This window comes from Vibrio sp. 10N.286.48.B8 (assembly GCF_003050085.1).
Lineage (GTDB): Bacteria > Pseudomonadota > Gammaproteobacteria > Enterobacterales > Vibrionaceae > Vibrio > Vibrio crassostreae.
On record NZ_PIGD01000014.1, the window covers coordinates 22,559 to 48,929 of the forward strand.

Genomic DNA, 26,371 nt, shown 5'->3' on the forward strand with positions numbered 1-26,371 from the left:
ACTTGCTCTACGTATTTCAAATATCGGAATATTTAAAAAACAAAATTATAAATTCTGCTCAAAGTAGTTGGTGATGTGGCTAGGCAGCAATTGAGCCCATCCCCGGTCACATAGCCCGCTATGTGACCGGGGTGGACGAAAGCAGCTAACGACGCCACAGTGCCAAATACGAAGAGGAAATTAGTGGCGGAAGTGACGCATGCCAGTAAAGATCATCGCCATGCCGTGTTCGTCTGCTGCTGCGATAACTTCGTCATCACGCATAGAGCCGCCCGGTTGGATAACACATTTGATGCCAGCTTCTGCCGCCGCGTCGATACCGTCACGGAATGGAAAGAACGCGTCAGATGCCATCACACAACCTTCAACCTGTAGACCTTCGTCTGCAGCTTTGATGCCTGCGATTTTCGCAGAGTAAACGCGGCTCATCTGGCCAGCGCCTACACCGATTGTCATATCGCCTTTCGAGTAAACGATAGCGTTAGATTTAACGTACTTCGCTACTTTCCAGCAGAATAGAGCATCTTTTAGTTCTTCAGCTGTAGGTTGGCGCTTAGAAACCACTTTAAGGTCATCTTCAGACACCATGCCTTGGTCGCGGTCTTGAACTAGCAAACCACCGTTAACGCGTTTCACGTCAAAGCCAGTTGTCTTAGTGGTCCACTCGCCACACTCAAGTAGGCGAAGGTTTTTCTTAGCCGCTACGATCTCTACTGCTTCAGCAGAAACTGATGGTGCAATGATAACTTCAACGAATTGACGCTCAGTGATAGCCGTTGCTGTTGCAGCGTCTAGCTCACGGTTGAAAGCGATGATGCCGCCAAATGCAGACGTTGGGTCTGTTTTGAATGCACGGTCGTAAGCTTCTAGGATGTCTTCACCTAGTGCAACACCACATGGGTTAGCGTGCTTAACAATCACACATGCTGGTTGGTCGAACTCTTTCACACACTCAAGTGCAGCGTCAGTGTCAGCGATGTTGTTGTAAGAAAGGGCTTTACCTTGAATTTGGCGAGCAGTAGATACTGACGCTTCTTCAGGGTTTGCTTCAACGTAGAATGCGGCTGCCTGGTGGCTGTTCTCACCGTAGCGCATGTCTTGTTTTTTCTCGAACTGTTGGTTGAACGTGCGAGGGAATTTAGACTCTTCGTCAGCCTTCTTTCCTTCTTCATCAAGTAGAGAGGCACCGTAAGATGGAACCATAGTGCCGAAGTAGTTAGCGATCATGCCGTCGTAAGAAGCGGTGTGCTCGAATGCTGCGATAGCGAGGTCGAAGCGAGTCTCTAGTGTTAGAGATTTATCGTTCGCGTCCATTTCAGCGACAACGCGCTCGTAGTCGTGTGCGTTAACAACGATAGTGACGTCTTTGTGGTTTTTCGCTGCAGAGCGAACCATTGTTGGGCCACCGATGTCGATGTTCTCAACAGCGTCAGCAAGGGTACAACCTTCTTTAGCAACGGTTTCTGCGAATGGGTATAGGTTTACAACAACCATATCGATAGGGTTGATACCGTGAGTTTCCATCACGTCATCATCTTGACCACGACGGCCTAGAACACCACCATGAACTTTTGGGTGCAGAGTCTTAACACGGCCATCCATCATTTCTGGGAAACCAGTGTAGTCAGATACTTCTGTAACAGAGATGCCTTTTTCAGCAAGCAGGCGAGCAGTGCCACCGGTAGATAGGATATCTACACCACGGTTAGCAAGAGCTTGTGCAAATTCAACGATACCAGTTTTGTCTGATACGCTGATTAGAGCGCGGCGAATTGGACGAGCGTTATTCATGCTTCCATCTTCCTCAAATTCATGGGGTTAAAATAAAGATATTTGCCAAAAAAGAACTTGTTTCTATCTTCTTAGCGTGGATTATCTTAGATACCAGTAAGAGATAAAATATTGGCCAGTTTTGGTAAAGACCTTTTGGGTTAGTCTTATGATTAAGCTATAAGATAACCAACTCCAAATTTGATGGCGCAGATTCTAACTAATTTATTACAAAAAAGCTCGCGCAATCGTTTGGCATCTCAAAATTAATTATGAAAAGTGCCATTTCAGCCTGAAAAGTAACGATAAGGTTAATTGTGGAATGGACGAAACAGTAGGAAAAAACATGTTTCAGATCGGTGAATTAGCGAAACGATGCGGTGTAACAGCCGATACCTTGCGATTTTATGAGAAGAATAACCTGATCGCGCCAGCCAGTCGCAGTGAGTCGGGTTATCGCTTATATGATGAAAATAACCAAAAGCAGGTGACGTTTATTCTCAAATCTAAAGAGTTAGGGCTGAGTTTAGATGAAATCAAAGAATTGCTTGAGATTCGTCTCGAGGCCACACAGCACAGTTGCGCCGAAGTGAAGTCGATTACTTCAGCAAAACTAGAGATGATTGATGAGAAGATTACCGAGTTAACTAAGATTCGAACGGCACTCAAAAAGATTAATGATGCGTGTTGCGGCCACGTAGACGACGATGCAAGTCACTGTTCGATTCTGGCAGCCTTGGACTCCGCAAATGTCGACAAAGGGCGTTGTTGTCGCACTGGAGAGTAGTCAGCCATCTATCACGGTTCGACAAGCCAAAAAAAAGCCAAACTCAAAAATGAGCTTGGCTTTCAATTCAATAAATTACGAAAGAACGATTAGTTCATGCCGTATTTTTTAAGTTTCTTGCGAAGAGTACCGCGGTTAATACCCATCATGGTTGCTGCGCGAGTTTGGTTACCGCGAGTGTACTGCATGATAGTGTCTAGTAGTGGCTGTTCAACTTCAGCTAATACTAATTCGTATAACTCGCTGACTTCTTGACCGTTTAATTGAGCAAGGTAATTTTTCAATGATGCTTTAACTGAGTCACGTAGTGGCTTCTGCGTGATTTGGTCTTGTGATGTAACTGTAGTTACTGTCAATGCTTCTGAAGTCAGATTTTGTTCGAACATATTCGGTCTAGCTCTTCTCGTAATTATGGTGCAACGTTATCAAAAAAACCTTCTAGCGCTTCAAGCTGCAGATCACCTGCTTCGAATGCGTTGAAGGTACGGCGAAACTCACTCGCTTGTTCATGTTCTTTTAGATACCAACCCACATGCTTACGAGCGATGCGAGGGCCTAAAAACTCTCCATAAAATTCATGTAGAGCGTGCACATGACCAAGCATGATGTCTTTCACTTCCGAAATCGGGAGTGGGTCCATCGTGGTGCCGTTTTCCAAATAGTGTAGGATTTCGTTAAAAATCCAAGGACGTCCTTGGGCAGGTCGACCTATCATTAAAGCATCAGCGCCGGTGTACTCCAGCACAAACTTCGCTTTTTCCGGACTATCGATATCACCGTTAGCGATAACCGGAATAGATACTGCTTGTTTCGCTGCTTTAATGTGTTTGTATTCTGCCTCACCTTTGTACATACAAGCGCGAGTTCTTCCGTGAAGGGCAAGAGCTTGTATGCCGCAGTCTTCGGCTATTTTCGCGATTTGGACACAGTTTCTATTGTCTGTATCCCAGCCTGTGCGCGTTTTCAACGTTACTGGAACGTCGACAGCATTTACCACCGCCTTCAGAATGTCTTCAATGAGTTCTGGATGCTGCAGTAGGGCTGAGCCCGCAAGCTTTTTATTCACTTTTTTAGCTGGACAACCCATGTTGATATCGATGATTTGCGCACCGTTATCGACATTAAATTGAGCAGCCTCGGCCATAAGCTGTGGATCTGCACCAGCGATTTGTACTGAACGAATGCCCGATTCGCCTTCATGTACCATACGCTGCTGAGACTTTGACGTTTTCCAAACTTTCGGATTGGAGGACATCATTTCACTGACTGCCATCCCCGCACCGTAGCGAAGACACAACTCACGGAATGGTCTATCCGTTACGCCAGCCATAGGAGCGACGATTAGATTGTTCTTAAGTTGATAATTTCCGATTTTCAAAAATGTCATCACAGTTCTGTACCAGCAAGGGCGCGCATTTTACGCATTTTTTCGCTGCGTGAAAAGACTAATATTTGAGCATTTACAATTTGTTTTTGTAATTTGTTTAAATTTCAGTCAATTAGCGCCCAAAGTCTTGTCTAGCCTTGCTTGCGACCTGAGATTCGGCACCATTCTTGTTGTTCAATGATCGGATCAATGTGAAGCTCATCACGATAATAAGTCGCCACATCTTCCGCTTGTGTATCTAAAACACCCGACATCGCAAGCACACCATTTGGCTTAACTAGGCCTTTGATGATGCCAGAAAGGTCGCGTAATGGACCTGCAAGAATGTTGGCAACAACAACGTCAGCCAGCAAACCTTCCGGTTGATCTTGTGGTAAGAACACTTCGAGTTGTTCAGCAACGCCATTGCGTTGTGCGTTGTCTTTTGATGCAAGCAGAGCTTGAGGATCAATATCGATCCCGATAACTTTTGCCGCGCCTAGTTTGATCGCCGCGATCGCTAGGATGCCTGAGCCACAACCGAAGTCGATTACGGTTTTGCCTGTCAGGTCTAAGCCTTCAAGCCACTCAAGACACAGTGCCGTTGTCGGGTGAGTACCGGTACCAAATGCAAGGCCTGGGTCTAGCATTACGTTGACAGCGTCAGGTTCAGGGATATCGCGCCAGCTAGGGCAGATCCATAAACGCTCACCAAACTTCATTGGGTGGAAGTTGTCCATCCATTCACGTTCCCAATCCTTGTCTTCAATTTGCTCTACTTTATGAGCAAAGTCTGCAGGGAACATGTTACTTGCTTTAATCTGCGCTAGAACGACACCAGTATCAGTCTCAGCGTCGTAAAGCGCGAGAATGTCAGTATCACCCCAAAGGCGAGTTTCGCCCGGCAGAGGCTCAAATACAGGGGTATCTTGTGCATCCAGGAAAGTTACAGAAAGAGCACCAGTCTCTTCCATTAACATGTCGCCGATTTGTTCGGCATTTTCATTGGTAGCATTAAGCTTGATTTGAATCCAAGGCATGGCTGCATCTTCTATATGAGAAAAATTGGATGGCGAGTCTAGCAGAAAATATGAGCAAATTCACCAAAACCCCACGGAATATAATGGGGATTAAAGATTGAGTTTTTCGGCGGCTCAAAAACAAAAATGCTCACCGAAGTGAGCATTTTGACTGTTCTTAAACGAACGGATTATGACAGACCAAGTTTCTTCTCAAGGTAGTGGATGTTTGCACCACCGTGTTGGAAGTTTTCGTCGTTCATAATAGACAGTTGAAGCTCAGTATTAACGTTAATACCTTCAACAATCATTTCACCCAATGCGTTCTTCATACGAGCGATAGCCACATCACGGTTCTCACCGTAAGTGATCAGCTTACCAATCATTGAATCGTAGTGTGGTGGCACTGTGTAACCCGTGTAGATGTGAGATTCCCAACGTACGCCCATGCCGCCTGGTGCGTGGAAACGTTCAATCTTACCTGGTGAAGGTAGGAAACGAACTGGATCTTCAGCATTGATACGACATTCGATTGAGTGGCCGCGCAGCTTAATATCATCCTGAGTGAATGATAGAGGCTGACCAGCTGCAATACGTAGCTGTTCTTTCACTAGGTCGATACCCGTTACCATTTCAGTAATCGTGTGCTCAACCTGAATACGAGTGTTCATTTCGATGAAGTAGAACTCACCGTTCTCGTATAGGAATTCAAATGTACCTGCACCGCGGTAACCGATCTCAATACATGCACGTGTACAGCGTTCGCCGATGTACTTACGCATCTCTTCAGTGATACCTGGAGCTGGCGCTTCTTCCACAACTTTCTGGTGACGACGCTGCATTGAACAGTCACGCTCACCTAGGTGGATAGCATTACCTTGGCCATCTGCAAGCACTTGTACTTCAATGTGACGTGGGTTTTCTAGGAATTTCTCCATGTAAACCATGTCGTTGTTGAAACATGCTTTTGCTTCAGCGCGAGTCATCGCGATAGCTTCTGTTAGCTCTGCTTCAGAACGAACAACACGCATACCACGACCGCCGCCGCCGCCAGATGCCTTGATGATTACTGGGAAGCCAATACGCTTAGCGTGCGCTTTGTTTTTCGCTTCGTCGTCATCAAGAGGACCGTCAGAACCTGGTACACAAGGTACGCCAGCTTTCTTCATTGACGTGATAGCTGACACTTTGTCACCCATCATGCGAATGGTTTCAGCTTTAGGGCCAACGAAGATAAAGCCACTGCGTTCTACCTGTTCTGCGAAGTCTGCATTTTCAGATAGGAAGCCGTAGCCAGGGTGAACTGCTACTGCACCTGTAACTTCAGCTGCGCTGATGATACGAGGGATGTTTAGGTAGCTATCGATACCACGAGCTGGACCGATACAAATGGTTTCGTCTGCAAGTAGTACGTGCTTAAGATCACGGTCAGCAGTTGAGTGAACCGCTACCGTTTTAATGCCAAGCTCTTTACATGCACGCAGAATACGTAGTGCAATCTCACCACGGTTCGCGATTACTAATTTATCTAACATAATGAGTGCTCTCTATTATTCGATAATTACTAGAGCTTGGTCGAATTCTACTGGTTGACCGTCTTCAACTAGGATAGCTGTTACAACACCAGATTTATCAGCTTCGATTTGGTTCATCATTTTCATTGCTTCAACGATACATAGAGTTTCGCCAGCAGTTACAGATTGACCAACTTTAACGAATGGTTTTGCGTCTGGGCTTGGAGCGCCGTAGAAAGTACCAACCATTGGAGAAAGAACTTGGTGGCCCGCTGGAACTGCAGGTGCCGCTGCTTCTGCTGCTACAGGTGCCGCCGCAGGAGCTGCTGCCGCTGCTACAGGAGCTGGAGCTGCTGCATATTGAACAGGTGCTACAGGTGCAGTGCTGTTACGACTGATTCGTACTGACTCTTCACCTTCAGAGATTTCTAGCTCAGAAATACCAGACTCTTCAACCAATTCGATTAGCTTTTTGATTTTGCGAATATCCATTGTTTCTTTCTCTTTATCTGTTAATTGAACTTACTCTTTGACTGAGTAGGTTAGTAATAGTTCGTTGTTTATGTTTACTTTGAGTTGAGCTTGCTGAGCGCAGCGGTCAAAGCAAATTGATAACCTTGGGCACCTAAGCCACAAATCACACCTTCTGCTTTATCAGATAGGTAAGAGTGGTGACGGAATGGCTCACGTGCGTGAACATTCGATAGATGGACCTCAATAAATGGGATTGCAACGCCAAGTAGTGCATCACGCAGTGCCACACTGGTATGTGTAAAGGCTGCTGGGTTGATAATAATAAAATCAACATTTTGATAAGCACTATGGATCGCTTCAATCAGTTCATACTCGCGATTTGACTGTAAGTGAGATAGCTCAACATCGTGTGCTTTCGCTTGCTCGGTCAGTGAGCTAATAATCTGGTCAAGTGTTTGAGAACCGTAGTGTGCAGGCTCTCTAAGGCCTAACAGGTTAAGGTTTGGGCCATTTAAAACTAGAATGCGAAACTTTGTAGACATCGTGGGGCTATCTTCCTTTATCGTGTTTACGAACGTGAATGTTGCCATTTTATTGAAAATTTGGGGTTAATTTCCAGTGAGAAAAACCCAAATTTAAAAATTAGAACCAGATTATAGCTAATTCAGCGCAAATCGCAGCAATTTACTGGTCTAATCTCCTATTGATACAGCGTGGAATTGTTACCAACTTAACAAAAAAGCGTCATAGCCTTAATTTTGTCGAGGATATTTGAGATCAAGATCAGCCATAAAAAAACCGCCACATAGGTGACGGTTTAGGTAAGGTCTGTTTTAAACAGTAATTCAGAGTGTAACGGGTTGCTTATGCCAGTTCTGCTTTCTCAGCAATCAGCTTATCAACCACGCTTGGGTCGGCTAGTGTTGAGGTATCACCTAGGTTACCTGTATCTCCGGTAGCAATCTTACGCAGGATACGACGCATGATTTTACCTGAACGAGTTTTTGGCAGAGAGTCAGTCCAGTGCAGTACATCTGGCGTTGCAATTGGTCCAATTTCTTTACGTACCCAGTCTTTCACTTCTTTATGAAGCTCTGCGGTTGGGAACTCACCATCATTCAGCGTGATGTAAGCGTAAATTGCTTGGCCTTTAATATCATGAGGGATACCGACAATCGCAGCCTCTGCAATCTTATCGAACGCTACTAGAGCAGATTCAATCTCAGCAGTACCCATACGGTGACCAGAGACGTTAAGTACGTCATCGACACGACCAGTAATCCAGTAGTAACCGTCTTCATCGCGACGAGCGCCGTCACTGGTGAAGTACATGCCCTTAAATGTAGAGAAGTAAGTCTGTTCGAAGCGGTCATGATCGCCATGAACGGTACGCATTTGGCCCGGCCAAGAGTCTAGAATGACTAGGTTGCCGTCTGTTGCACCCTCAATGATATTACCCATGTTATCAACTAACGCAGGTTGCACACCAAAGAATGGACGCGTCGCTGAACCTGGTTTTAGATCGGTTGCGCCCGGTAGCGGTGCGATTAAGATGCCGCCCGTTTCTGTTTGCCACCAAGTATCGACAATTGGAGACTGTTCGTTACCAATCGTTTTGTAGTACCACTCCCAAGCTTCAGGGTTAATCGGTTCACCCACTGAGCCCATGATTCTTAGGCTGTCACGAGATGTGCCTTCAACGGCTTCATTGCCTTTCGCCATCAATGCACGAATCGCAGTTGGTGCTGTGTAAAGAATATTCACTTGGTGCTTATCGACCACTTCACTCATACGGCTTGTGTTCGGGTAGTTTGGCACGCCTTCAAACAAAATAGTTTTTGCACCATTAGCTAGTGGCCCGTAAACAAGGTATGTGTGACCCGTAATCCAGCCCACATCCGCAGTACACCAGAAAGTCTCGCCTTCTTGGTAATCGAACACGTATTTGAATGTCATCGCTGCATAAACAAGGTAACCACCTGTGGTGTGCATAACACCTTTAGGTTTACCCGTTGAGCCTGATGTATAAAGGATGAATAGTGGATCTTCTGCGTTCATCTCTTCTGGTGGGCAATCTGCCGATACGTTTGCAATAGCATCATGCCACCACACATCACGGTGTTCATGCCAAGCCACATCACCGCCAGTACGCTTGAATACTACAACCTTCTCGATGTTCTTCACTTCAGGGTTGGTCAGAGCTTCATCGACGTTTTTCTTCAGTGGAACCGCACGGCCGCCACGCACGCCTTCATCGGCAGTGATAACGACTTTAGAGTTTGAATCGATAATACGACCAGACAGTGCTTCTGGTGAAAAACCACCAAATACTACCGTGTGAACCGCACCGATACGGGTACATGCCAGCATTGCTACTGCCGCTTCTGGCACCATTGGCATGTATAAACAAACCACATCACCTTTGCGTACGCCTTGCTCTTTTAGAGCATTCGAAAACAGGCACACTTCTTTGTGCAGTTCATTAAAAGTTAGAGTTTTATCATCTGCCGGGTCATCGCCTTCCCAGATGATAGCGACTTCATCACCGCGCTCAGCAAGGTGGCGGTCGATACAGTTAGCCGAAACGTTAAGCGTGCCATCTTCAAACCAGCGGATGTCGATGTGGCCAGGGTCGAAAGAGGTGTTTTTTACCTGTGTGAAAGGCTTGATCCAATCAACGATTTTTCCGTGTTCACCCCAAAAGCCTTCAGGGTCAGAAACAGATTGCTGGTACATGGCTAGGTAAGTGTCATTATCCGCGTGTGTGGTTGATTTAATATTTTCTTTTACCGGATAAACGTGGGCTTCACTCATTGCATCTCTCCTTGTGCCTACATTCCTAATGAACTGGCAACTTCCTTTGTGTTCAGTTTCTAGGTCTATTACAGAACCATCTTTGTGTTATCACTCTCGGCTAGGACGGCGATTTCCACAATTAGACTTTAGGATGAGACGCTGCTTTTCACTTACAAAATAGCGAGTTAAGTTCATTTTTGAGATATTGCTCTCTATGTGAAGCGCCAGTGGTTGAATTAAGAATAAGAAGAGTTGAAACGGGGCAGGTCACCATGTTTAAGGCGTACAAAGATCAGCGCAGCGGAGATAGCGTCTTGTAATGCATCATGTTTATTGACTGGAATCGGTAAATCGAGCTGGCGACAAATCGCATCCATACTGAGATCAAAATAGGCATTGGGCAGCTGTCTTTCGAGTTTGTCTTGATAGAGTTGGCTCACTTCGACTAATCGGTTAGGCAGTGGAAATCCAAGTTGTTTTAAACAGGCGCGGTCGAGAATTTTTTTATCATAGCGGATGTGATAGCCGACTAAAGGACGATTACCAATGAAGTTCAGTAGCTCAACTAAAGCCTGTTTTTCTTCGATGCCGTGCTTTAGATCTTGATGACGAATGCGGTGGATTTTTATTGAATTGCAATCGAGCGATTGCGGGGCGCGCAATCGGACTTCAAAAGGTTGGCTAGTAATGATTCGGTTACCGATGATCTTGGTCGCGGCAATAGTGACTAATTCCGCCTGATTGGGGTCTAGGCTGGTGGTTTCACAATCGAGTGATACATATTCATGATCAATAGGCGCAGTAAATAGAGGCTGGTAAAGAGAGCCTTTGAGCTTGTGATGCCAGTAATAGCGAACCAACCTATTCATCGTTCAATTGCCTAATCTCGTATCTGATAGTGGTAGCCGAGCCATTGCTTGAATTTCTTCACCACGTGCAGGCTATGACGAAGCAAATCTCTGTCTGCTCGCTCCATCAGTTTGACGTTAATTTTGTTGCTGCTGTGCTGTTGAGAAAGCCTTTGGGCTAAGCGCCACTTAAAGAATTGCTTGAGTGCTTCACTGAGATTATCCGCGGTGCTTTGCTCTAATACCTTCTTGCTGACCAGCTGCTCAATGCGTTCGAAGGTGTTGTTTACGGTGACACCATGCTCAAGACAAAGTGCTCTCACACCATGCACTATAGGGAAAATACCGCCTTGTTTGATATCGAGCCCTGACTTGGATTGCTTCACATTGCCAAATAGAGTGAGGGGTACTGAGAAGTTCAGCGCTGGGCGGCAGAATTCCGTCAAAATCAACTCTTGTCCTAGCATTAAATCACTGAGGTGCCGCTTGACTGGTTTTAATAGTTCCCTATTACCCGCCACAGCGTGTGCGTCCGCCATGATGGCGATATCCATCACTGTCTCTGGCGTTGCTTTGCTTACCCAGCTGGTGAGGGTTTGCTTCCACTCTTGTTGTGAATGAACCCATTTCGGGTTGTTGACCATCACGTTGCCCGGACATAGTGGGTAACCCAATTGCTGCAATGTATGGGTTAGGTCGTTCATGGCACTTTGGCATTGATGCCACTCCAAACCATCTTGAATAATCAGAGCGTTGTCTTGATCGGTTTTGAGAATTTGCTCTCCGCGACCTTCTGAACCCAACACAATTAGGCAGCAGTGGTTATGCAGTGCAGGAGGGATAATCAACTCAAAAGCCTTCTCTATGATCTGTTCGTTGACCGCAGAAATCAGTTCCATGATAAAGCGTGTGCGAATCCCATTACTGAGTAAGCTCTCGACCAGTTGACGCTGTTTGTTAGAGGCCATGGCCAACTCTTCAACGCTGGTGGCACGAGCAATACGCAAAGTGAGAACGTGAGAGTGTGTGGAAAATGCACTCAGAATCTGCGTCATATCCACCATACCAACAGCATTTGGACCATCACAAACCATCAACCTTTTTACGCGATTTCGGGTCATGGTGATCATGGCGTTAAACAAGAAGTCCCCTTGATTAACGTGCAGTACCGGGAACGTTGCTATCTCGCCAACCGCGGTATCGAGCGGATGGTTATCGAGCATCACCGCGTGCAATAAATTGGTTCTTGTGACGATTCCATACGGAAAGGAACATGACGATCCAAAAGCTTTTGAATCATCATGTTCTAAATGAATTAGAGCCGAGTCCAACCCTTGCTCTTTAAGGGTTTGAGTGACTTGGTTGATTGGTTGGCTGGGTTCCAGTATCAGTGGAGGGTGATAGATCGACTCGTCCACTTTGGTCAGTATGAACTCTGCAAGATTTTGTTGCTGTTGGGCAGCTTCAATTAGCGCTTTTCGTGTCGAAAGGTTGCTATCAAAGTAAGCGGCAAACTGGCCATTGGCGTGGTACAGCTCGAGAAAGGTCTCGGTTGGCAGTAGATAACTTAGCGTATCTTCAAGTGCGATATATTGGTGTTTGGTGTGAGGCTCAAACTGACTTCGTACATCGAAGATATCGTCATTGGCATAATGTGCGTAGATCTCTCCATCGCTGCTGGCGCGCTCCTCTACGGCTCCTTTAATCAGAATATGCAGATGGCGACTAGGGCGGTCTGCCTCCAATATCACCTCGTGTGCTCGGTAATAAACCACATCCAATGAGGAACGCAGCGTTAACTGCTCCGTGTCGGACAGGCTATCGAAAGGCGGGTGCTGCATATTAAATTTATCAGGCATAAGCATCGAAAGAAGTAGGAGTCTCTTTTCAGTCTGACAAATTACCAGCGAAGCTCCAGACGACTTTAGTCTAAATGCGATCGTGGGTGCGGGTGAGCGCCGGATACCTCACTCAAATGGGATATCGATATTCATTGAATACAGGAATACTATCTCTTCAATAATTCCCTTTTTCATCTTTTGTGACCTAGGCATAATTGGCGCTTCCTTGTTCCACACATTTTTATAGGTCGCCTATGTTTAATCCTTCCCCTTATGGCTGGATATCCCAGTATTTTCTTGGTTTCTTTTTTGCCTATGGCGTTTATCTGCCATTTTGGGCGCTGTGGTTTGAAGACCAAGGCGTTTCTGCAGGGGACATTGGCGTATTGATTGGTGTGGGTTTGGCTACGCGTTGTGTTGCCAACTTTGTGATCACCCCACGTATCCATAAAGTTGAGCATTTAATACCAGCATTGCGTTGCCTCAGTTTTGTCGCGCTATTATTTGTTGGTTTCCATTTCTTTACTGGTGGTAGCTTTTTATTGATGTTGCTAGCAACGGTAATGTTCAACCTCTGCTATGGACCGATTATTCCGCTTTCTGATGCAATGGCGAACCATTACAGCCGTCTCAAGATGCTTGATTACGGACGTACACGTTTGTGGGGTTCAGTGGCATTTATTGCTGGTTCAACGGTGGTTGGTTATCTGGTGGCTGAATTTGGCACGGATATGATTTTGTATACTGCGCTGGCAGGAGTTTTGGTTTCTCTGTTGTTCGCGATGAGAAACCCGAACGTAATGCCGGTGACAGAATCAGAGCAAGTCGCTGAAAGACCTAAACTTGGTCAACTATTACGTGAATCGTCGGTAGTGAAGTTTCTTGCATTGATGGCACTGCTGCAAGGAAGCCACGCCGCGTATTACAGCTTTAGTGCGATTTACTGGAAAGAGGCGGGGCACTCTGAGGCGATCATCGGTTATCTGTGGAGCTTGGCTGTGGTTGCTGAGGTGGCTGTATTTGCTCTGAGCAAGCGATTGTTTGCTGGATTATCATTGCGCACTCTGTTTGTGATTGCTGGCATCGGGGTAATGGCTCGTTGGGGTATCACAGCATCAACGATTGCGATTCCAGTATTGATAGTGGCTCAGTTGCTGCACGGGGTGACATTCGCCATGGCACACATCGCGGCGATTCAATACATCCAATCTGAAGAACAGAACAAGATGGTTGCCCTGCAAGCTCTGTACAACGCGATTCCATTAGGTGCCTTTATCGCGTTAATGACGACCTTAAGTGGTTGGGGTTATGAGCTTTGGGGAGCGAATATTTTCTGGGGCATGGCTGCGATGGGTGGATTGGCCTTGTTCATTAAACTGGATGAAAGAAGTTCAGTGGTTGAAGTCAATCAAACAGCCTCAGCTCAATCTGATGCTCAGAATTAAAGCCCAAAGCACATAATTTAAGCGATGCGATTGAGTTAAACGCACTTCCCTAGTTAAATGAAACCTCTCCCTTATGGAGAGGTTTTTTTATGGATGAAGAAAGGGTTTTCAATGCAAGGATGGGTAGTAATTCCAGTCTCTTTAGCTTACTTGGGCGTGTTATTTCTGATCGCATGGTATGGAGACAGGCAAGTTCGCTGGCTATCACGCTGGCGTCCATGGATCTATAGCCTTTCTATTGCGGTGTATTGTACCTCTTGGACCTTCTACGGAACGGTGGGGCAGGCGAGCAATAACCCTTGGTCTTTTTTACCCATTTATCTCGCCCCGATTCTGGTCTTTACACTAGGGTGGCGGATCTTGGCGCGGTTGATCCTGATTGCGAAGCGAGAACACATCACCTCGATTGCCGACTTTATCGCGGCTCGTTACGGAAAATCTCAGGGCTTAGCGGTAGCTGTGACGGTTATCGCAGTGGTCGGTATTCTTCCTTATATCGCGCTGCAACTGCGCGGTATTACCATGGGGCTCGATATTGTTGCTCCTAGTCTGGCTCAAGATTTTGGCTATCAGGATTATCACGTCTCTTGGTTTGTGGTTGGCGCGCTGGCCATCTTTACGATGTTGTTTGGTACCAGGCATATAGATAACACGGAACATCACCGTGGCATGATGATGGCTGTGGCATTTGAGTCCATCGTTAAGCTGGCGGCCTTCTTGATTGTTGGTCTGTTTATCATGTACTTGGCGATGAGCAGCGACAAAATCGACTTGCTTGATGTGGCGGCTTCCACCTACGAATCACCGAATATTCCGACTCTAATCATTCATACCGTTTTAACTATGTTGGCGATTGTTTGTCTGCCACGCCAATTCCATACCATGGTGGTAGAGAACGAACGTCCTCAAGATCTACACACAGCACGTTGGTTATTTCCGCTTTATCTGATTTTGATGGGGCTGTTTGTTCTTCCTATCGCATGGGCGGGGCAAGGGCTGCTTCCAAGCATGCCTGCAGATACGTATGTGATTAGCCTGCCGATGGCTGAAGGCGCCAATCATATTGCCTTGCTTGCGTTCCTTGGTGGTACGTCTGCCGCAAGTGGTATGGTGATCGTATCGACTATCGCATTGGCGATCATGGTTTCGAACGATTTAGTTATGCCATTGCTTCTGCGTCGCATGCGCCTAACTCAAAGAACCCATCGTCATTTTTCGGGGCTGCTACTCGTAATTCGTCGCGGGCTTATTTTATTGCTTCTGCTTGGTGCTTGGTTGTTCTATCAGGCGCTCGACACCATTCACTCCTTGTCTGCGATCGGCTTCCTTTCGTTTGCGGCGATTGCTCAATTTGCTCCGGCACTGATTGGTGGTTTGTACTGGCGTCCGGGTAACCGAAAGGGTGTGTATGTCGGCTTAATGGTCGGTTCAGTGATTTGGCTGATTACCCTGATGAGTCAAACCAGCATGTTGGCAGGCGATAGTGAAAGTAACCTTTTGCTGTGGATGATCACGCCGCCAGAACTGCTCAGTAGCTGGAATATCAGCAGTTCGAACTGGGGCATTGTGCTGAGTATTGTACTTAATACCTTGTGCTATGCCGTGGTTTCGATGTCGACCAGGCCAAGCCTAAGTGAGCGCTTACAATCAGCAGCATTTGTTGGCACGCCGCTGCCTGAAAATGAGAACATTAGCCTTTATCAAAGCCGTGTAACCGTGGCTGAATTAGAGATGTTGGCGTCGCGTTTTGTCGGTCGAAAGCGAGCGAAAAGTGCCTTACACAGCTATTGGCAACAACACGGGCAGCCGTTACTTCCTAATCAACAAGCACCTGCGAGTTTGATTCGACACGCAGAGCGTGTACTCGCCGGTGTATTCGGTGCCTCTTCTGCTAAGTTAGTACTTACTTCCGCTTTACAGGGCAGAAACATGCAGCTTGAAGAAGTAGCGACCATCGTTGATGAAGCCTCTGAACTGTACGATTTCAGCCGTGGTTTATTGCAAGGCGCGATTGAACATATTGGCCAAGGCATTGCTGTAATAGACAAACAAATGAGGCTGGTGGCGTGGAATCAACGTTACTTAGAGCTGTTTGAATTCCCTGCGGGTTTGATTCAGGTTGGACGACCCATTTCAGATGTGATTCGTCATAATGCTGAACAAGGTTTGTGTGGCCCGGGTGACCCAGAAGATCACGTTCGCCGCCGTGTTTATCACCTTGAACAAGGCACTCGACACACCTCTTCTCGTATTCGTCCTGATGGCCGAGTGATTGAGGTGCAAGGTAATCCGATGCCAAGTGGCGGCTTCGTAATGAGCTTCACTGATATCACGGTATTCCGACAAGCAGAGCAAGCGCTAAAAGATGCTAACGAAAGCTTGGAATCAAGAGTGCATGAGCGAACTCAAGAGCTCGAGAAACTGAATCATCGCTTGGTAAAAGCAACTCAGATTTCGGATCAAGAGTCCCAATCAAAGAGTCGTTTTCTCGCCGCGGTAAGCCACGATTTAATGCAGCCGCTCAATGCTGCGCGCTTGTTTGCTTCGTCACTTTCTGAGGTGGCGAAAGAGCAAGAGGTGAAGCAACTGTCATCTCACATCGAGAGTGCGCTTGGTGCTGCTGAAGATCTGATTGGTGACTTACTGGATATCTCTCGACTGGAATCAGGGAAGCTAGAAACCAACATTCATGCGATTGCTGTACACGATGTGCTAACCAACTTAAATGCGGAATTTAGTGCCTTAGCGAGACAACAAAAAATTGAGTTCAAGATGATCCCATCGTCATTGTTCATTCACTCTGATCCTAAGTTATTGAGACGTGTGATTCAGAACTTTTTGACCAACGCCTTTCGCTATAACCCGGAAGGTAAAGTGGTTCTGGGTGCAAGGCGAGTGAACGGGCAAGTGCGAATCGATGTGTGGGATAACGGAACCGGTATCGATGAAGACAAGCAACAAGAGATCTTCGAAGAATTTACTCGTGGCAGCCAAGTGCGTTCTGATCAAGGGTTGGGGTTAGGGTTAGCCATCTCGAAAGGTATTGCTCATGTACTTGGTCATCAAATTTCGATGCGCTCATGGCCGGGTCAAGGTAGTGTCTTTTCCATCACCTTAGCTCGAGCGGAAAAAGTGGCTCCAGTTGTGCAAGCTTCAGCGCCAATGGCGACCAGCGACATCGAACATCTGAAAATATTGTGTGTCGATAATGAGCGCAAAATTTTGGTCGGGATGGAGAACCTGATTGGTCGTTGGGGTTGTGAGGTTAAGACCGCGGTTGATCTGGTTGAAAGCTTGAAGTGTCTCGATGACGACTGGCAGCCGGATGTGATCTTCTCTGATTATCGTCTCGACAATGGTCGAACGGGACTTGAGGTGTTGCAACAGTGTCGACTGCGCCTTGGAGACTCTTTTGAAGGGGTCATCATCAGTGCCGATAGAACAGATGACATGTTGGCAGCGATAAAGGCCAACAGCTTTAGTTTTATTGCCAAGCCTGTGAAGCCGCTAAAACTCAGAGCGGTATTGAATCGCGTGAGTTAATTCAAATCACTATTTTTAATTAACTATTAGAGACTAAAAGGCCTCAGATGAGGCCTTTTTTTGATCCGATAGACTTGCTATGAGTTACTGGTTTTAACCAGCAATACCACCCTGCGTCAGTGTGGTTGGATCAAGCAGTTTGCTGAGTTCTTCTCGGCTGAGATCGGTTTCTCTTTCTGCAACCTCAAGGATTGGCAAACCCTCTTTGTAGGCTTTCTTAGCAATATCCGCAGCTTTCAAGTAACCAATCACAGGGTTGAGTGCCGTGACCAGAATTGGATTCTTTGAAAGTGCTAAATCAAGATTGTCTTGGCGCACAGTAAAGGTCGCAACGGCTTTATCAGCCAATGCGATGGAGCTGTTAGCTAAAAGCTCGATACTTTCTAATACGTTATGAGCAATGACTGGCAGCATCACATTCAGTTGGAAGTTGCCTGATTGGCCTGCCACAGTAATCGTCGTGTCGTTACCAATCACTTGTGCTGCTGCCATCGCTGCGGCTTCTGGAATCACAGGGTTCACTTTGCCCGGCATGATAGAAGAACCCGGCTGTAGCGCCTGCAATTCGATCTCACCTAAACCTGCTAGCGGGCCTGAGTTCATCCAGCGAAGATCGTTTGAGATCTTCATGATCGCAACTGCTGCAGTTTTGAGCTGCCCTGAAAAGGCAACGATCGCATCTTGGCTGCTGAGGTTGAAAAAGAAGTTCTCACTCGAGTTAAAACTGATCTTTGTCGATTGAGATAGGTGACTTGCAAACTTATCGGCAAAGCGTGGGTCGGCATTGATCCCGGTTCCTACCGCTGTTCCACCTTGAGCGAGCGCCTTGATAGCGGGCAGGGTGCTTTCAATGGCTTGCTTGGCGTGTTCAATCTGGAACTTCCAGCCACCAAGCTCTTGAGCAAAGGTAATTGGCATCGCATCCATTAGATGAGTACGACCGGTTTTCACTACCTCAGCAAGCTCTTGCTGTTTAACGGTAAGTGCTTCAGAAAGGTGAGTTAATGCAGGCAGTAGTTTGTTTTCAGCCATAAGAGCGACACTGACTTGAATTGCAGTTGGTACCACATCGTTGCTGCTTTGACCCATATTGACGTGATCATTCGGATTCACGTTACCCTGCAAACTTCTTGAAGCGAGTGTTGCAATCACTTCATTAGCATTCATGTTGGAGCTAGTACCAGAGCCAGTTTGATAAACATCGATCGGGAATTGATCGAGGTATTTACCATCGATGATCTCTTGGCTCGCTTCGGCAATCGCGTTGGCGATATCACCTTCCAATAAACCCAACTGAGCGTTGGTGTCTGCGGCGGCCTGTTTAATGAATGCCAATGCTTGAATGAAGCTGGTTGGCATCTTGTGTGAACTAAAAGCAAAGTTATCTGCAGCACGTTGAGTTTGTGCTTGGTATAGCGCATCAGCAGGGACTTTCACTTCCCCCATGCTGTCTTTCTCAATTCGATATTGTAGGGTCATGTTCTATCCTTGTTAGCCAAGTGGGGCTTGGACTTGTTGTAGTGTTTGGCTGAGATTCAAAAAACGCGCTTGGCCTTGAGGCTGCTGGCAGTAGTGGCGTTTCAAATAAAATAGTGGTGAGTGAATAGAGTCTAGGCAGATATGACGAAAGGCGAAACTGCGCTCAGGAGACTCAATCGCTTCAATCAGATGGAAGAAAACTTGGCGCAGGTACAGCTCGCATAACAAGATGTTTTCTTGGGCGGCGTGCTTTTCATAGTAAGCGGAAAGCGTCAGTGCGCACTCGATGTAGTCTCGAATCACAAATGGCTCATGGCCTTGGACTTGTTCTAATGAAGCAAAGCGATCTTGTGCTTTGTAAAACCTCGAATAGAGACCCTGCTGTTCTTTCATCATCACTTGCATCTCTCTATTGGATCTTAATGATAATTATTATCAAATGAGATTTTAAAAACAACCTTTTGTTTGTCTTTTTATAAAATAAAACGGGAAAAGAAAAAGCCGATACATAACGTATCGGCTTTCTGAGATTCAGTACTTAATCCCTACAATGTAAGTACTGATTCATTTTTTGCTAAACATCTCTGCTTAGTGGTCGTGAGCTTCACCAGCACCTTTCGGGTAACGAATGTTCTCAACCATATCTTGTACATCTTGTGGCACTTCAGCAGTTACCTTGTTTACAGCAATTGATACTACGAAGTTTAGGCACATACCTAGCGTACCGATGCCCTCTGGGCTGATACCAAACCACCAGTTTTCAGGTGTGCTTGCTGCTGGGTTAATGAACTTGAAGTAGATGATGTAGCTTGCTGTGAAGGCAATACCTGACAACATACCTGCAATTGCGCCTTCCTTGTTCATCTTCTTGTAGAAGATACCTAGGATAATCGCTGGGAAGAAGGATGCTGCGGCTAAGCCGAAGGCAAACGCTACTACCTGTGCTACGAAGCCTGGTGGGTTAATACCCAAGTAACCTGCACCGACAATCGCGACCATAGCTGCCAAACGAGCGGCTAACAGCTCCTGTTTGTCGGTCATGTTTGGTCTGAAGCCTTTCTTCAACAAGTCATGTGAAATCGACGTAGAGATTACCAGTAGTAGACCTGCGGCAGTTGATAGTGCGGCTGCTAGGCCACCGGCTGCAAGCAGTGCTACAACCCAGTTTGGTAGTTTCGCTAGCTCTGGAGAAGCCAATACGATGATGTCACGGTTAATCTTCATCTCGTTGCGTTCATCGCCCGAGTAGAACATTTTTCCATCGCCGTTCTTATCTTCCCAACCTACTAGACCTGTGCTTTCCCAGTTTTTGTACCAGCTTGGTGCGTCTGCTGCTGCGACACCTTGCATGTCAGGGCCGTTGATTGTTTCGATCATGTTTACACGAGCGAATGCTGCAACACCTGGTGCTGTTGTGTATAGCAATGAGATGAACAGTAGAGCCCAACCCGCTGAGATACGAGCATCACGTACTTTTGGTACAGTGAAGAAACGAATGATTACGTGTGGAAGACCCGCAGTACCTACCATTAGAGCCGCACAGATGAAGAATACATCCACCATGCTCTTGTTACCTTCGGTATAGGCGGTAAATCCGAGTTCTTCGGTGAGTCCATCCAGTTTATCAAGTAAGTAAACATCTGTGCCTGATAGCGTAGAACCCATACCAACTTGTGGAAGTGGGTTACCTGTCATCATGATTGACGTAAAGATTGCTGGAACAAGGAAGGCGAAAATGAGGACACAGAATTGAGCTACCTGCGTATAAGTGATGCCTTTCATGCCACCAAGCACTGCGTAGAAGAACACAATACCCATACCAATGATGATACCTAGGTTAATGTCGACTTCTAGGAAACGAGAGAATACAACGCCTACACCACGCATCTGACCTGCAACGTACGTAAATGATACGAAGATTGCACAGAATACCGCTACCATACGGGCAGTTTTCGAGTAGTAACGCTCACCGATGAAATCAGGAACCGTAAACTGACCGAACTTACGTAGGTAAGGTGCTAAACATAGCGCAAGTAGTACGTAACCGCCTGTCCAACCCATTAGGTAAACCGCACCGTCGTAACCAACGAATGAGATGATACCTGCCATTGAGATGAATGATGCTGCCGACATCCAGTCAGCGGCGGTCGCCATGCCGTTTGCTACTGGGTGTACACCACCGCCAGCAACGTAGAACTCACTCGTAGACCCTGCACGAGCCCAGATTGCGATGCCGATATATACCGCGAAAGTAATACCGACGAGAATAAACGTCCAAGTTTGAATATCCATGTTCTAGCCTCTAGTCTTCCTGTACGTTGTATTTTTTGTCGAGCGCATTCATGCGAACAACGTAAATAAATATCAGCGCCACGAAGGTGTATATCGAACCTTGCTGAGCGAACCAAAATCCTAGCTTGAACCCGCCAAACTGAACGGTATTGAGGGCATCCACAAATAAGATGCCAGCGCCGTAAGACACTGCAAACCAGACCGCGAGCAGTGTTCCCATAATTCCCAAGTTTTCCTTCCAGTAGGCTTGAGCATGTTCCGTAGATTCGAACGCCATTGCCTTCTCCTTTATGTCGTTTCCGTAGAAACTGTTTCTGTAGAAAATTATCGTGTTAACGTAATGTTACGATTTAGAATGTAGCAAGGATAAGTAAAGGGATCTGTGCAACTTTAGTCGGGACGCGATTAGCGCTAATCCACTGAAATATGGGAGTTGGAAGACATAAACATAGAAAAATGTGATGTTGCAATGTTGTTAAATTAGCCTAAGGTCTAACAAAAACGCATGAATTAGGGTGCGAGTCATAAAATTTAACAACTAAATGACCGAGAAACGGTATTTAGTCCTGCATATGACACGAAGCGAAACATAAGTTTGTTATAGTATCAGCGGCACTTTTACCGACCGCGCCTTGCTTAACTGCAGAAGATCAACATGCTTAAAGCTCGGGTTTTATTCTTTGGGGGGACGAATTGGACGCAATAACTATTAACCATTTATTTTTAACTGGTGCGGTGCTCATCGCCATCAGTGTGCTTTTTTCGCAAGTCTCCTCTCGCTTGGGCGTTCCTATTCTTTTGATCTTCCTTTTCGTTGGCATGTTAGCTGGTGAAGATGGGCCCGGTGGCATCAATTTCGATGACTACTCCCTAACTTATTTGGTGAGTAATCTTGCGCTTGCCGTGATCCTGCTTGATGGCGGTATGCGGACTAAGGTTGCAAGCTTCAAGGTCGCTTTCTGGCCGTCACTGTCACTAGCCACAATAGGCGTGGCCTGTACTGCGACCTTAACTGGACTTATGGCTTCTTGGCTGTTCGACCTGTCACTGATGCAGGGCATTTTGGTGGGTGCGATTGTCGGCTCCACCGATGCGGCAGCGGTATTCTCTTTGTTGAAAGGGCAAAGCCTCAATGAGCGTGTTGGCTCAACCTTAGAGATCGAATCGGGTACCAACGACCCAATGGCAGTCTTCCTGACAGTGACCTTAATTGCGCTACTTGGCACCCCAGATGCCGAGATGGGAATGAACTTCCTACTGAAAAGTTTCGCGATGCAGTTTGGTGTCGGCACGCTTATCGGCCTTGGTGGCGGTTGGGTTCTGTGGAGTCTAATCAATCGAGTGCAGCTGGCTGATGGCCTGTATTCGATTCTGGTGCTCAGTGGCGGTGTAGCTCTGTTTGCCTTCTCTAACATGCTTGGCGGCAGCGGTATCTTATCGATTTACTTAGTGGGCTTGTTCATTGGTAATCGTCCGACACGCTCTCGACACTCGATTCTTAATGTCCTTGATGGCATGACGTGGTTAAGCCAAATCGTGATGTTCTTGGTATTGGGTTTACTGGTGACGCCATCGACGCTGATGGACATTGCTCTGCCTGCGTTAGCACTGGCCTTCGGTATGATTTTGTTTGCTCGTCCGCTGTCGGTTTGGTTGGGTTTGCTGCCGTTCAGAAGCTTTACCACCAAGGAACGTTGGTTTGTTTCTTGGGTCGGTTTACGTGGTGCGGTGCCGATCATTCTGGCCGTGTTCCCGATGATGGCTGGCCTGCCTAATGCTCAGCTGTATTTTAATATCGCCTTCTTCGTGGTTATGGTGTCGCTGATTGTTCAAGGCGGCAGCTTGATGAAAGTCGCGAGATTGGCTCAAGTGACTTTACCTCCAACACCGACACCGATTTCTCGTACAGGCATTGAAATCTACCCTGCCAGTGAGTGGGAGATGTTTGTCTACAAGCTGAAAGAAGAGAAGTGGTGTGTGGGCGAACCACTGAAACGCTTGTCTATGCCAGAAGGAACGCGAATTACTGCACTGTTTAGAAAGGATGCCTTGCTTCACCCATCGGGCAGTACCGTGCTAGAGGCGAACGATATTCTCTGTGTGCTTGGTCAAGATAAAGACCTAGATAGCCTAAGTGAGCTATTCAGTGAGGCACCTTTAGCCGAAGACGCAGCTCGATTCTTTGGTGATTTCTTCCTTGAGGTTGGGTTATCGATTGCTGCCGTGAGTGACTGCTATGGCATTGAACTTGGCTCGGAAGAAGAGCGCGACATGACGCTAAAACAATTGGCTGAGCGCGAACTTGGCGCGCACCCAGTATTGGGCGATAGCTTCGAGTGGCATGACATCACTTGGGTAGTCGCAGAGATAGATGATCATAAAGTCGTCAGGTTGGGTTTATGTTTACCCAAGACGACTTTAGAAGAGGATATGAGCGAAGCCTAATTGTGGACTTCTTGTAGCAAGATAACCGCTTGAGTACGATTTTTCACATCCAGTTTACGGAAGATGGCCGTCATATGTGCCTTGATGGTCGCTTCCGAAACATTCAATTCATAGGCGATTTGCTTGTTCAGCAAGCCGTCAGAAAGCATCCCTAATACCTTGTACTGCTGAGGCGTCAGTGTGGAAATCTTTTCTGCAAGGTCGCTACAGGCAGCATTGTTGGTAATCAGTCCTTCAGGGAAGAACTGGTCGCCATTCAGCACTTGATTCAGTGCACTCACCAATTCACGCATATCACTCGACTTAGGAATGAAGCCAAACGCACCGTGGCTTTTCACTTGAGTCACTACGCTGGCATCTTCACTGGCAGAAATCACCACAATCGGTAGATCTGGGTATTCAGCGCGCAGTTGAATTAAGCCTGACATGCCATTGGCACCCGGCATTTTCAGGTCGAGCAGCAGCAGGTCGGGTTCATCTTCTTTCTTAAGCAGAGTCAGTAAGGCGTCGAGAGAATCAGCCTCAAGCAGGTTCGCACCGCTGATCGCCATATGAACTGACTGAAACAGGGCGTTGCGGAAGAGAGGGTGGTCATCAGCAATGATGATGGTATAGGTCGAGTCCATGACGTTCATACTTTTAACAATTTAGTTAATATTTATTATCATCCTGATTGAGTATGTGGACAATATCTATGCATTAAAAGTCTGAACCATATCGACTTTTATCCCTGTTCTTGGAAAGCGTTTCCTATAATCACAAAAAAGCCGCACTGCCATCTCGTTATGAGGAGCAGTACGGCTTGCGTTAGAGCTTATATTTAGACGAATGTCGTAGTTATAGCTGGTGGTCTTGCATGTGTTTTAAGAATACATCGGCAGGCATAAAACCAGTGACACGAGCATTTGGAACACGGTTACCCTCGCCATCCCAGAACTCAATCGTTGGTAAGCCGAGTACCTGTAATTGTTTAAGCAGTTCAATATCTTGAGGCATGTTTCTTGTTACGTCAGCCTGAAGCAGTACGAAGTCAGAAAGTTTGTTCTCAACATCAGCTTGATGGAAGGTGTACTTCTCGAACTCTTTACACGCCACACACCAATCGGCATAGAAATCGAGCATCACTGGTTTACCCAGCTTTTTCGCTTCGATGAGCTGGATTTCTAGCTCTTCAACGGTATTGATGCGTGCAAATTGGATATGCTGTTGTTCTACCGTTACGCTCTTCTCCGCAAACCAATAGTTCAATGCAGGCTGTGCGGAAGCAAACAAGCCAAGCATTGCGATGATACCGACCGCACTTTGCTTCCAGCCGCCGAATGGCAGTGCATTTTTGCTGTGGTACAGCCAACCGAAGGCGATGAAGCCAAGGCCAGACCAAAGCACTGTTGCCCATAACTCAGGGATAATACGCTCTAGCAGGAAGATTGGTGCTGCCAGCAAGATAAAGCCGAATACGATTTTTACCTTGTCCATCCAGCTGCCCGCTTTCGGTAGTAGCTTATTACCAAATACCGCAACTAAGATCAGCGGGATACCCATACCCATCGCCAATGCGTATAGAGCGATCGCGCCAGTAAACAGGTCACCACTTTGAGCCACATACAACAGCGCACCCGATAGTGGCGCTGTGGTACAAGGCGAACACACTAAGCCAGAGATAGCACCCATCGCGAACACGCCCAATGTATTGCCACCTTGTTGCTTGTTGCTTTGGTTATTGAGCCACGTTTGGATGCTGCTTGGCAATTGCAGGTTATAAACGCCAAACATCGACATGGCTAACGCCACGAACAGAACGCTCAACGCAATCAATACGTAAGGGTGTTGCATCGCCGCTTGGAACTGCATACCTGCAGAGGCAACCACTAAACCTAACAGGGTGTAGGTTAGCGCCATACCTTGCACATAGATGAACGACAACATCAGCGCACGACCTTGGCTGAGCTTGCCGCCACCTAAAACGATACCCGTTAGAATTGGGTACATCGGCAGAACACACGGTGTAAAGGCTAAGCCAACACCAAGTGCTAAGAATAATAATGGCGTCCACCAACTGTCGCCGAGCTTATCGGCTAGGCTCGCTTCTTTTGAAACGGGTGCACTTGATTGTGGAGTGGTGTTAGTTGCAACGTCTGCTTTTAGAGAAGCTTGTTGCGTTGCAACATCGGTTTCATTGTTTGCAGCCGATGACTCTTGCGATACCGCATTAGCTTGAGAGTCGCCTGAACCAGAACCAAAATCTGTAGCCGCAAATGGTTCAATGTCGATGATTCGAGTTTCGGGTGGATAGCAGAAACCCGCATCCGCACAGCCTTGATATTTAACGATCAGCTGTGAGCCATCTTGGTAACTCTGTAGGGGAACTTGCACGAATAACGGCTGGGTATAAATGCTCACCTCACCAAAGAATTCATCTTGGTGTGGCTTACCATCTTCTAATTCAACGTTACCGATCACGAGATTTTGCCCAGTGAAAGAGAGGCTATGTTGGTAGAGGTAGTAGCCTTCTTTTACTTGCCAGTCGAGAAGCACCTTGCCGTCTTGCTGGTAGTAATTGAAAGGGAAAGCTTGGTCTACAGGGACAAAACCGTTGTTATTGCCTCCGAAGCTTGGCTCGGCGTTGTCATTTCCAAAAAGCGCCCACGCAGGCTGGGTGAACAGGGAAACACAAACAAAAAGTAATGTGGCAAGTCGTCGCATACTATTTAGTCATCAAATTGGAGTTGAAGGTATCTTAACTCAATCAGAC

General features: G+C 46.7%; 20 protein-coding genes. 4 read left to right on the top strand and 16 right to left on the bottom strand.

What is annotated here, in order from left to right; all coding sequences use genetic code 11:
* Window positions 1-180: 180 nt before the first annotated feature.
* Entirely contained in the window at window positions 181-1,791 is a 1,611-nt protein-coding gene (gene purH, locus CWO08_RS16085) for a bifunctional phosphoribosylaminoimidazolecarboxamide formyltransferase/IMP cyclohydrolase (protein ID WP_108020772.1), read from the bottom strand.
* Between the two features lie 325 nt (window positions 1,792-2,116).
* On the opposite strand from purH, the gene zntR reads away from it, so the two are divergent.
* Window positions 2,117-2,557, top strand: a complete 441-nt coding sequence (zntR, locus tag CWO08_RS16090; RefSeq protein ID WP_048659207.1) for a Zn(2+)-responsive transcriptional regulator — start codon at window positions 2,117-2,119, stop codon at window positions 2,555-2,557.
* An 89-nt stretch (window positions 2,558-2,646) separates the two neighbouring features.
* Here zntR and fis read toward each other — a convergent pair whose 3' ends face one another.
* The 9 genes from fis to CWO08_RS16135 form a co-directional block, all read right to left on the bottom strand.
* Window positions 2,647-2,943: a DNA-binding transcriptional regulator Fis gene (fis, locus tag CWO08_RS16095; RefSeq protein ID WP_004729744.1), complete on the bottom strand. Its 297-nt coding sequence runs from the start codon at window positions 2,941-2,943 to the stop codon at window positions 2,647-2,649.
* Between the two features lie 23 nt (window positions 2,944-2,966).
* Window positions 2,967-3,935, bottom strand: a complete 969-nt coding sequence (gene dusB, locus CWO08_RS16100) for a tRNA dihydrouridine synthase DusB (protein WP_032546269.1) — start codon at window positions 3,933-3,935, stop codon at window positions 2,967-2,969.
* Between the two features lie 140 nt (window positions 3,936-4,075).
* Complete coding sequence (gene prmA / locus CWO08_RS16105) at window positions 4,076-4,963, bottom strand: 50S ribosomal protein L11 methyltransferase (RefSeq protein ID WP_009844690.1); 888 nt, start codon at window positions 4,961-4,963, stop codon at window positions 4,076-4,078.
* Between the two features lie 170 nt (window positions 4,964-5,133).
* Window positions 5,134-6,477 (bottom strand): acetyl-CoA carboxylase biotin carboxylase subunit, encoded by a 1,344-nt coding sequence (accC, locus tag CWO08_RS16110; protein WP_017062706.1) that lies wholly within the window; start codon window positions 6,475-6,477, stop codon window positions 5,134-5,136.
* Window positions 6,478-6,492: 15 nt separating this feature from the next.
* Entirely contained in the window at window positions 6,493-6,948 is a 456-nt protein-coding gene (gene accB, locus CWO08_RS16115; RefSeq protein WP_048659206.1) for an acetyl-CoA carboxylase biotin carboxyl carrier protein, read from the bottom strand.
* 74 nt (window positions 6,949-7,022) lie between these two features.
* Window positions 7,023-7,472 carry a type II 3-dehydroquinate dehydratase gene (gene aroQ, locus CWO08_RS16120; protein ID WP_010435475.1) on the bottom strand — a complete coding sequence of 150 codons (450 nt, stop codon included), beginning with the start codon at window positions 7,470-7,472 and terminating at the stop codon, window positions 7,023-7,025.
* 322 nt (window positions 7,473-7,794) lie between these two features.
* Window positions 7,795-9,744 carry an acetate--CoA ligase gene (acs, locus tag CWO08_RS16125; RefSeq protein WP_009844693.1) on the bottom strand — a complete coding sequence of 650 codons (1,950 nt, stop codon included), beginning with the start codon at window positions 9,742-9,744 and terminating at the stop codon, window positions 7,795-7,797.
* Between the two features lie 218 nt (window positions 9,745-9,962).
* Complete coding sequence (locus CWO08_RS16130; protein WP_048663023.1) at window positions 9,963-10,595, bottom strand: 3'-5' exonuclease; 633 nt, start codon at window positions 10,593-10,595, stop codon at window positions 9,963-9,965.
* Between the two features lie 11 nt (window positions 10,596-10,606).
* Entirely contained in the window at window positions 10,607-12,439 is a 1,833-nt protein-coding gene (locus CWO08_RS16135) for a DUF294 nucleotidyltransferase-like domain-containing protein (RefSeq protein ID WP_108020773.1), read from the bottom strand.
* 230 nt (window positions 12,440-12,669) lie between these two features.
* On the opposite strand from CWO08_RS16135, the gene CWO08_RS16140 reads away from it, so the two are divergent.
* Both CWO08_RS16140 and CWO08_RS16145 read left to right on the top strand, forming a co-directional pair.
* On the top strand, window positions 12,670-13,860 hold the full coding sequence (locus CWO08_RS16140; protein WP_099165046.1) for a 3-phenylpropionate MFS transporter: 1,191 nt from the start codon (window positions 12,670-12,672) through the stop codon (window positions 13,858-13,860).
* A gap of 111 nt (window positions 13,861-13,971) precedes the next feature.
* Window positions 13,972-17,403: a PAS domain-containing hybrid sensor histidine kinase/response regulator gene (locus tag CWO08_RS16145; RefSeq protein ID WP_107899214.1), complete on the top strand. Its 3,432-nt coding sequence runs from the start codon at window positions 13,972-13,974 to the stop codon at window positions 17,401-17,403.
* Window positions 17,404-17,496: 93 nt separating this feature from the next.
* On the opposite strand, the gene CWO08_RS16150 is transcribed toward CWO08_RS16145, so the two are convergent.
* From CWO08_RS16150 to CWO08_RS16165, 4 genes are all read right to left on the bottom strand, one after another.
* Window positions 17,497-18,882, bottom strand: a complete 1,386-nt coding sequence (locus CWO08_RS16150) for a lyase family protein (RefSeq protein WP_102530071.1) — start codon at window positions 18,880-18,882, stop codon at window positions 17,497-17,499.
* Between the two features lie 12 nt (window positions 18,883-18,894).
* Window positions 18,895-19,278 (bottom strand): hypothetical protein, encoded by a 384-nt coding sequence (locus CWO08_RS16155; RefSeq protein ID WP_026084247.1) that lies wholly within the window; start codon window positions 19,276-19,278, stop codon window positions 18,895-18,897.
* Window positions 19,279-19,470: 192 nt separating this feature from the next.
* On the bottom strand, window positions 19,471-21,174 hold the full coding sequence (locus CWO08_RS16160) for a sodium:solute symporter family protein (RefSeq protein WP_017062715.1): 1,704 nt from the start codon (window positions 21,172-21,174) through the stop codon (window positions 19,471-19,473).
* 10 nt (window positions 21,175-21,184) lie between these two features.
* Entirely contained in the window at window positions 21,185-21,451 is a 267-nt protein-coding gene (locus tag CWO08_RS16165) for a DUF4212 domain-containing protein (protein ID WP_010435433.1), read from the bottom strand.
* Between the two features lie 416 nt (window positions 21,452-21,867).
* On the opposite strand from CWO08_RS16165, the gene CWO08_RS16170 reads away from it, so the two are divergent.
* The gene (locus CWO08_RS16170) at window positions 21,868-23,619 is read left to right on the top strand and encodes a potassium/proton antiporter (protein WP_108020774.1); all 1,752 of its coding nucleotides are present in this window, start codon (window positions 21,868-21,870) and stop codon (window positions 23,617-23,619) included.
* Here the strand turns inward: CWO08_RS16170 and CWO08_RS16175 are convergent.
* Window positions 23,616-24,245 (bottom strand): response regulator transcription factor, encoded by a 630-nt coding sequence (locus CWO08_RS16175; RefSeq protein WP_108020775.1) that lies wholly within the window; start codon window positions 24,243-24,245, stop codon window positions 23,616-23,618. The genes CWO08_RS16170 and CWO08_RS16175 overlap by 4 nt on opposite strands.
* A 211-nt stretch (window positions 24,246-24,456) precedes the next feature.
* Complete coding sequence (locus CWO08_RS16180) at window positions 24,457-26,322, bottom strand: protein-disulfide reductase DsbD (RefSeq protein ID WP_108020776.1); 1,866 nt, start codon at window positions 26,320-26,322, stop codon at window positions 24,457-24,459.
* Window positions 26,323-26,371 lie beyond the last annotated feature (49 nt).

Coding starts and splice junctions, on each gene's coding strand:
- CWO08_RS16140 (WP_099165046.1), top strand. CDS start 12,670: ATGTTTAATCCTTCCCCTTATGGCTGGATATCCCAGTATTTTCTTGGT.
- accB (WP_048659206.1), bottom strand. CDS start 6,948: ATGGATATTCGCAAAATCAAAAAGCTAATCGAATTGGTTGAAGAGTCT.
- acs (WP_009844693.1), bottom strand. CDS start 9,744: ATGAGTGAAGCCCACGTTTATCCGGTAAAAGAAAATATTAAATCAACC.
- CWO08_RS16130 (WP_048663023.1), bottom strand. CDS start 10,595: ATGAATAGGTTGGTTCGCTATTACTGGCATCACAAGCTCAAAGGCTCT.
- CWO08_RS16175 (WP_108020775.1), bottom strand. CDS start 24,245: ATGGACTCGACCTATACCATCATCATTGCTGATGACCACCCTCTCTTC.
- CWO08_RS16155 (WP_026084247.1), bottom strand. CDS start 19,278: ATGATGAAAGAACAGCAGGGTCTCTATTCGAGGTTTTACAAAGCACAA.
- CWO08_RS16135 (WP_108020773.1), bottom strand. CDS start 12,439: ATGCTTATGCCTGATAAATTTAATATGCAGCACCCGCCTTTCGATAGC.
- fis (WP_004729744.1), bottom strand. CDS start 2,943: ATGTTCGAACAAAATCTGACTTCAGAAGCATTGACAGTAACTACAGTT.
- CWO08_RS16160 (WP_017062715.1), bottom strand. CDS start 21,174: ATGGATATTCAAACTTGGACGTTTATTCTCGTCGGTATTACTTTCGCG.
- CWO08_RS16150 (WP_102530071.1), bottom strand. CDS start 18,882: ATGACCCTACAATATCGAATTGAGAAAGACAGCATGGGGGAAGTGAAA.
- zntR (WP_048659207.1), top strand. CDS start 2,117: ATGTTTCAGATCGGTGAATTAGCGAAACGATGCGGTGTAACAGCCGAT.
- CWO08_RS16145 (WP_107899214.1), top strand. CDS start 13,972: ATGCAAGGATGGGTAGTAATTCCAGTCTCTTTAGCTTACTTGGGCGTG.
- aroQ (WP_010435475.1), bottom strand. CDS start 7,472: ATGTCTACAAAGTTTCGCATTCTAGTTTTAAATGGCCCAAACCTTAAC.
- CWO08_RS16165 (WP_010435433.1), bottom strand. CDS start 21,451: ATGGCGTTCGAATCTACGGAACATGCTCAAGCCTACTGGAAGGAAAAC.
- CWO08_RS16180 (WP_108020776.1), bottom strand. CDS start 26,322: ATGCGACGACTTGCCACATTACTTTTTGTTTGTGTTTCCCTGTTCACC.
- prmA (WP_009844690.1), bottom strand. CDS start 4,963: ATGCCTTGGATTCAAATCAAGCTTAATGCTACCAATGAAAATGCCGAA.
- accC (WP_017062706.1), bottom strand. CDS start 6,477: ATGTTAGATAAATTAGTAATCGCGAACCGTGGTGAGATTGCACTACGT.
- purH (WP_108020772.1), bottom strand. CDS start 1,791: ATGAATAACGCTCGTCCAATTCGCCGCGCTCTAATCAGCGTATCAGAC.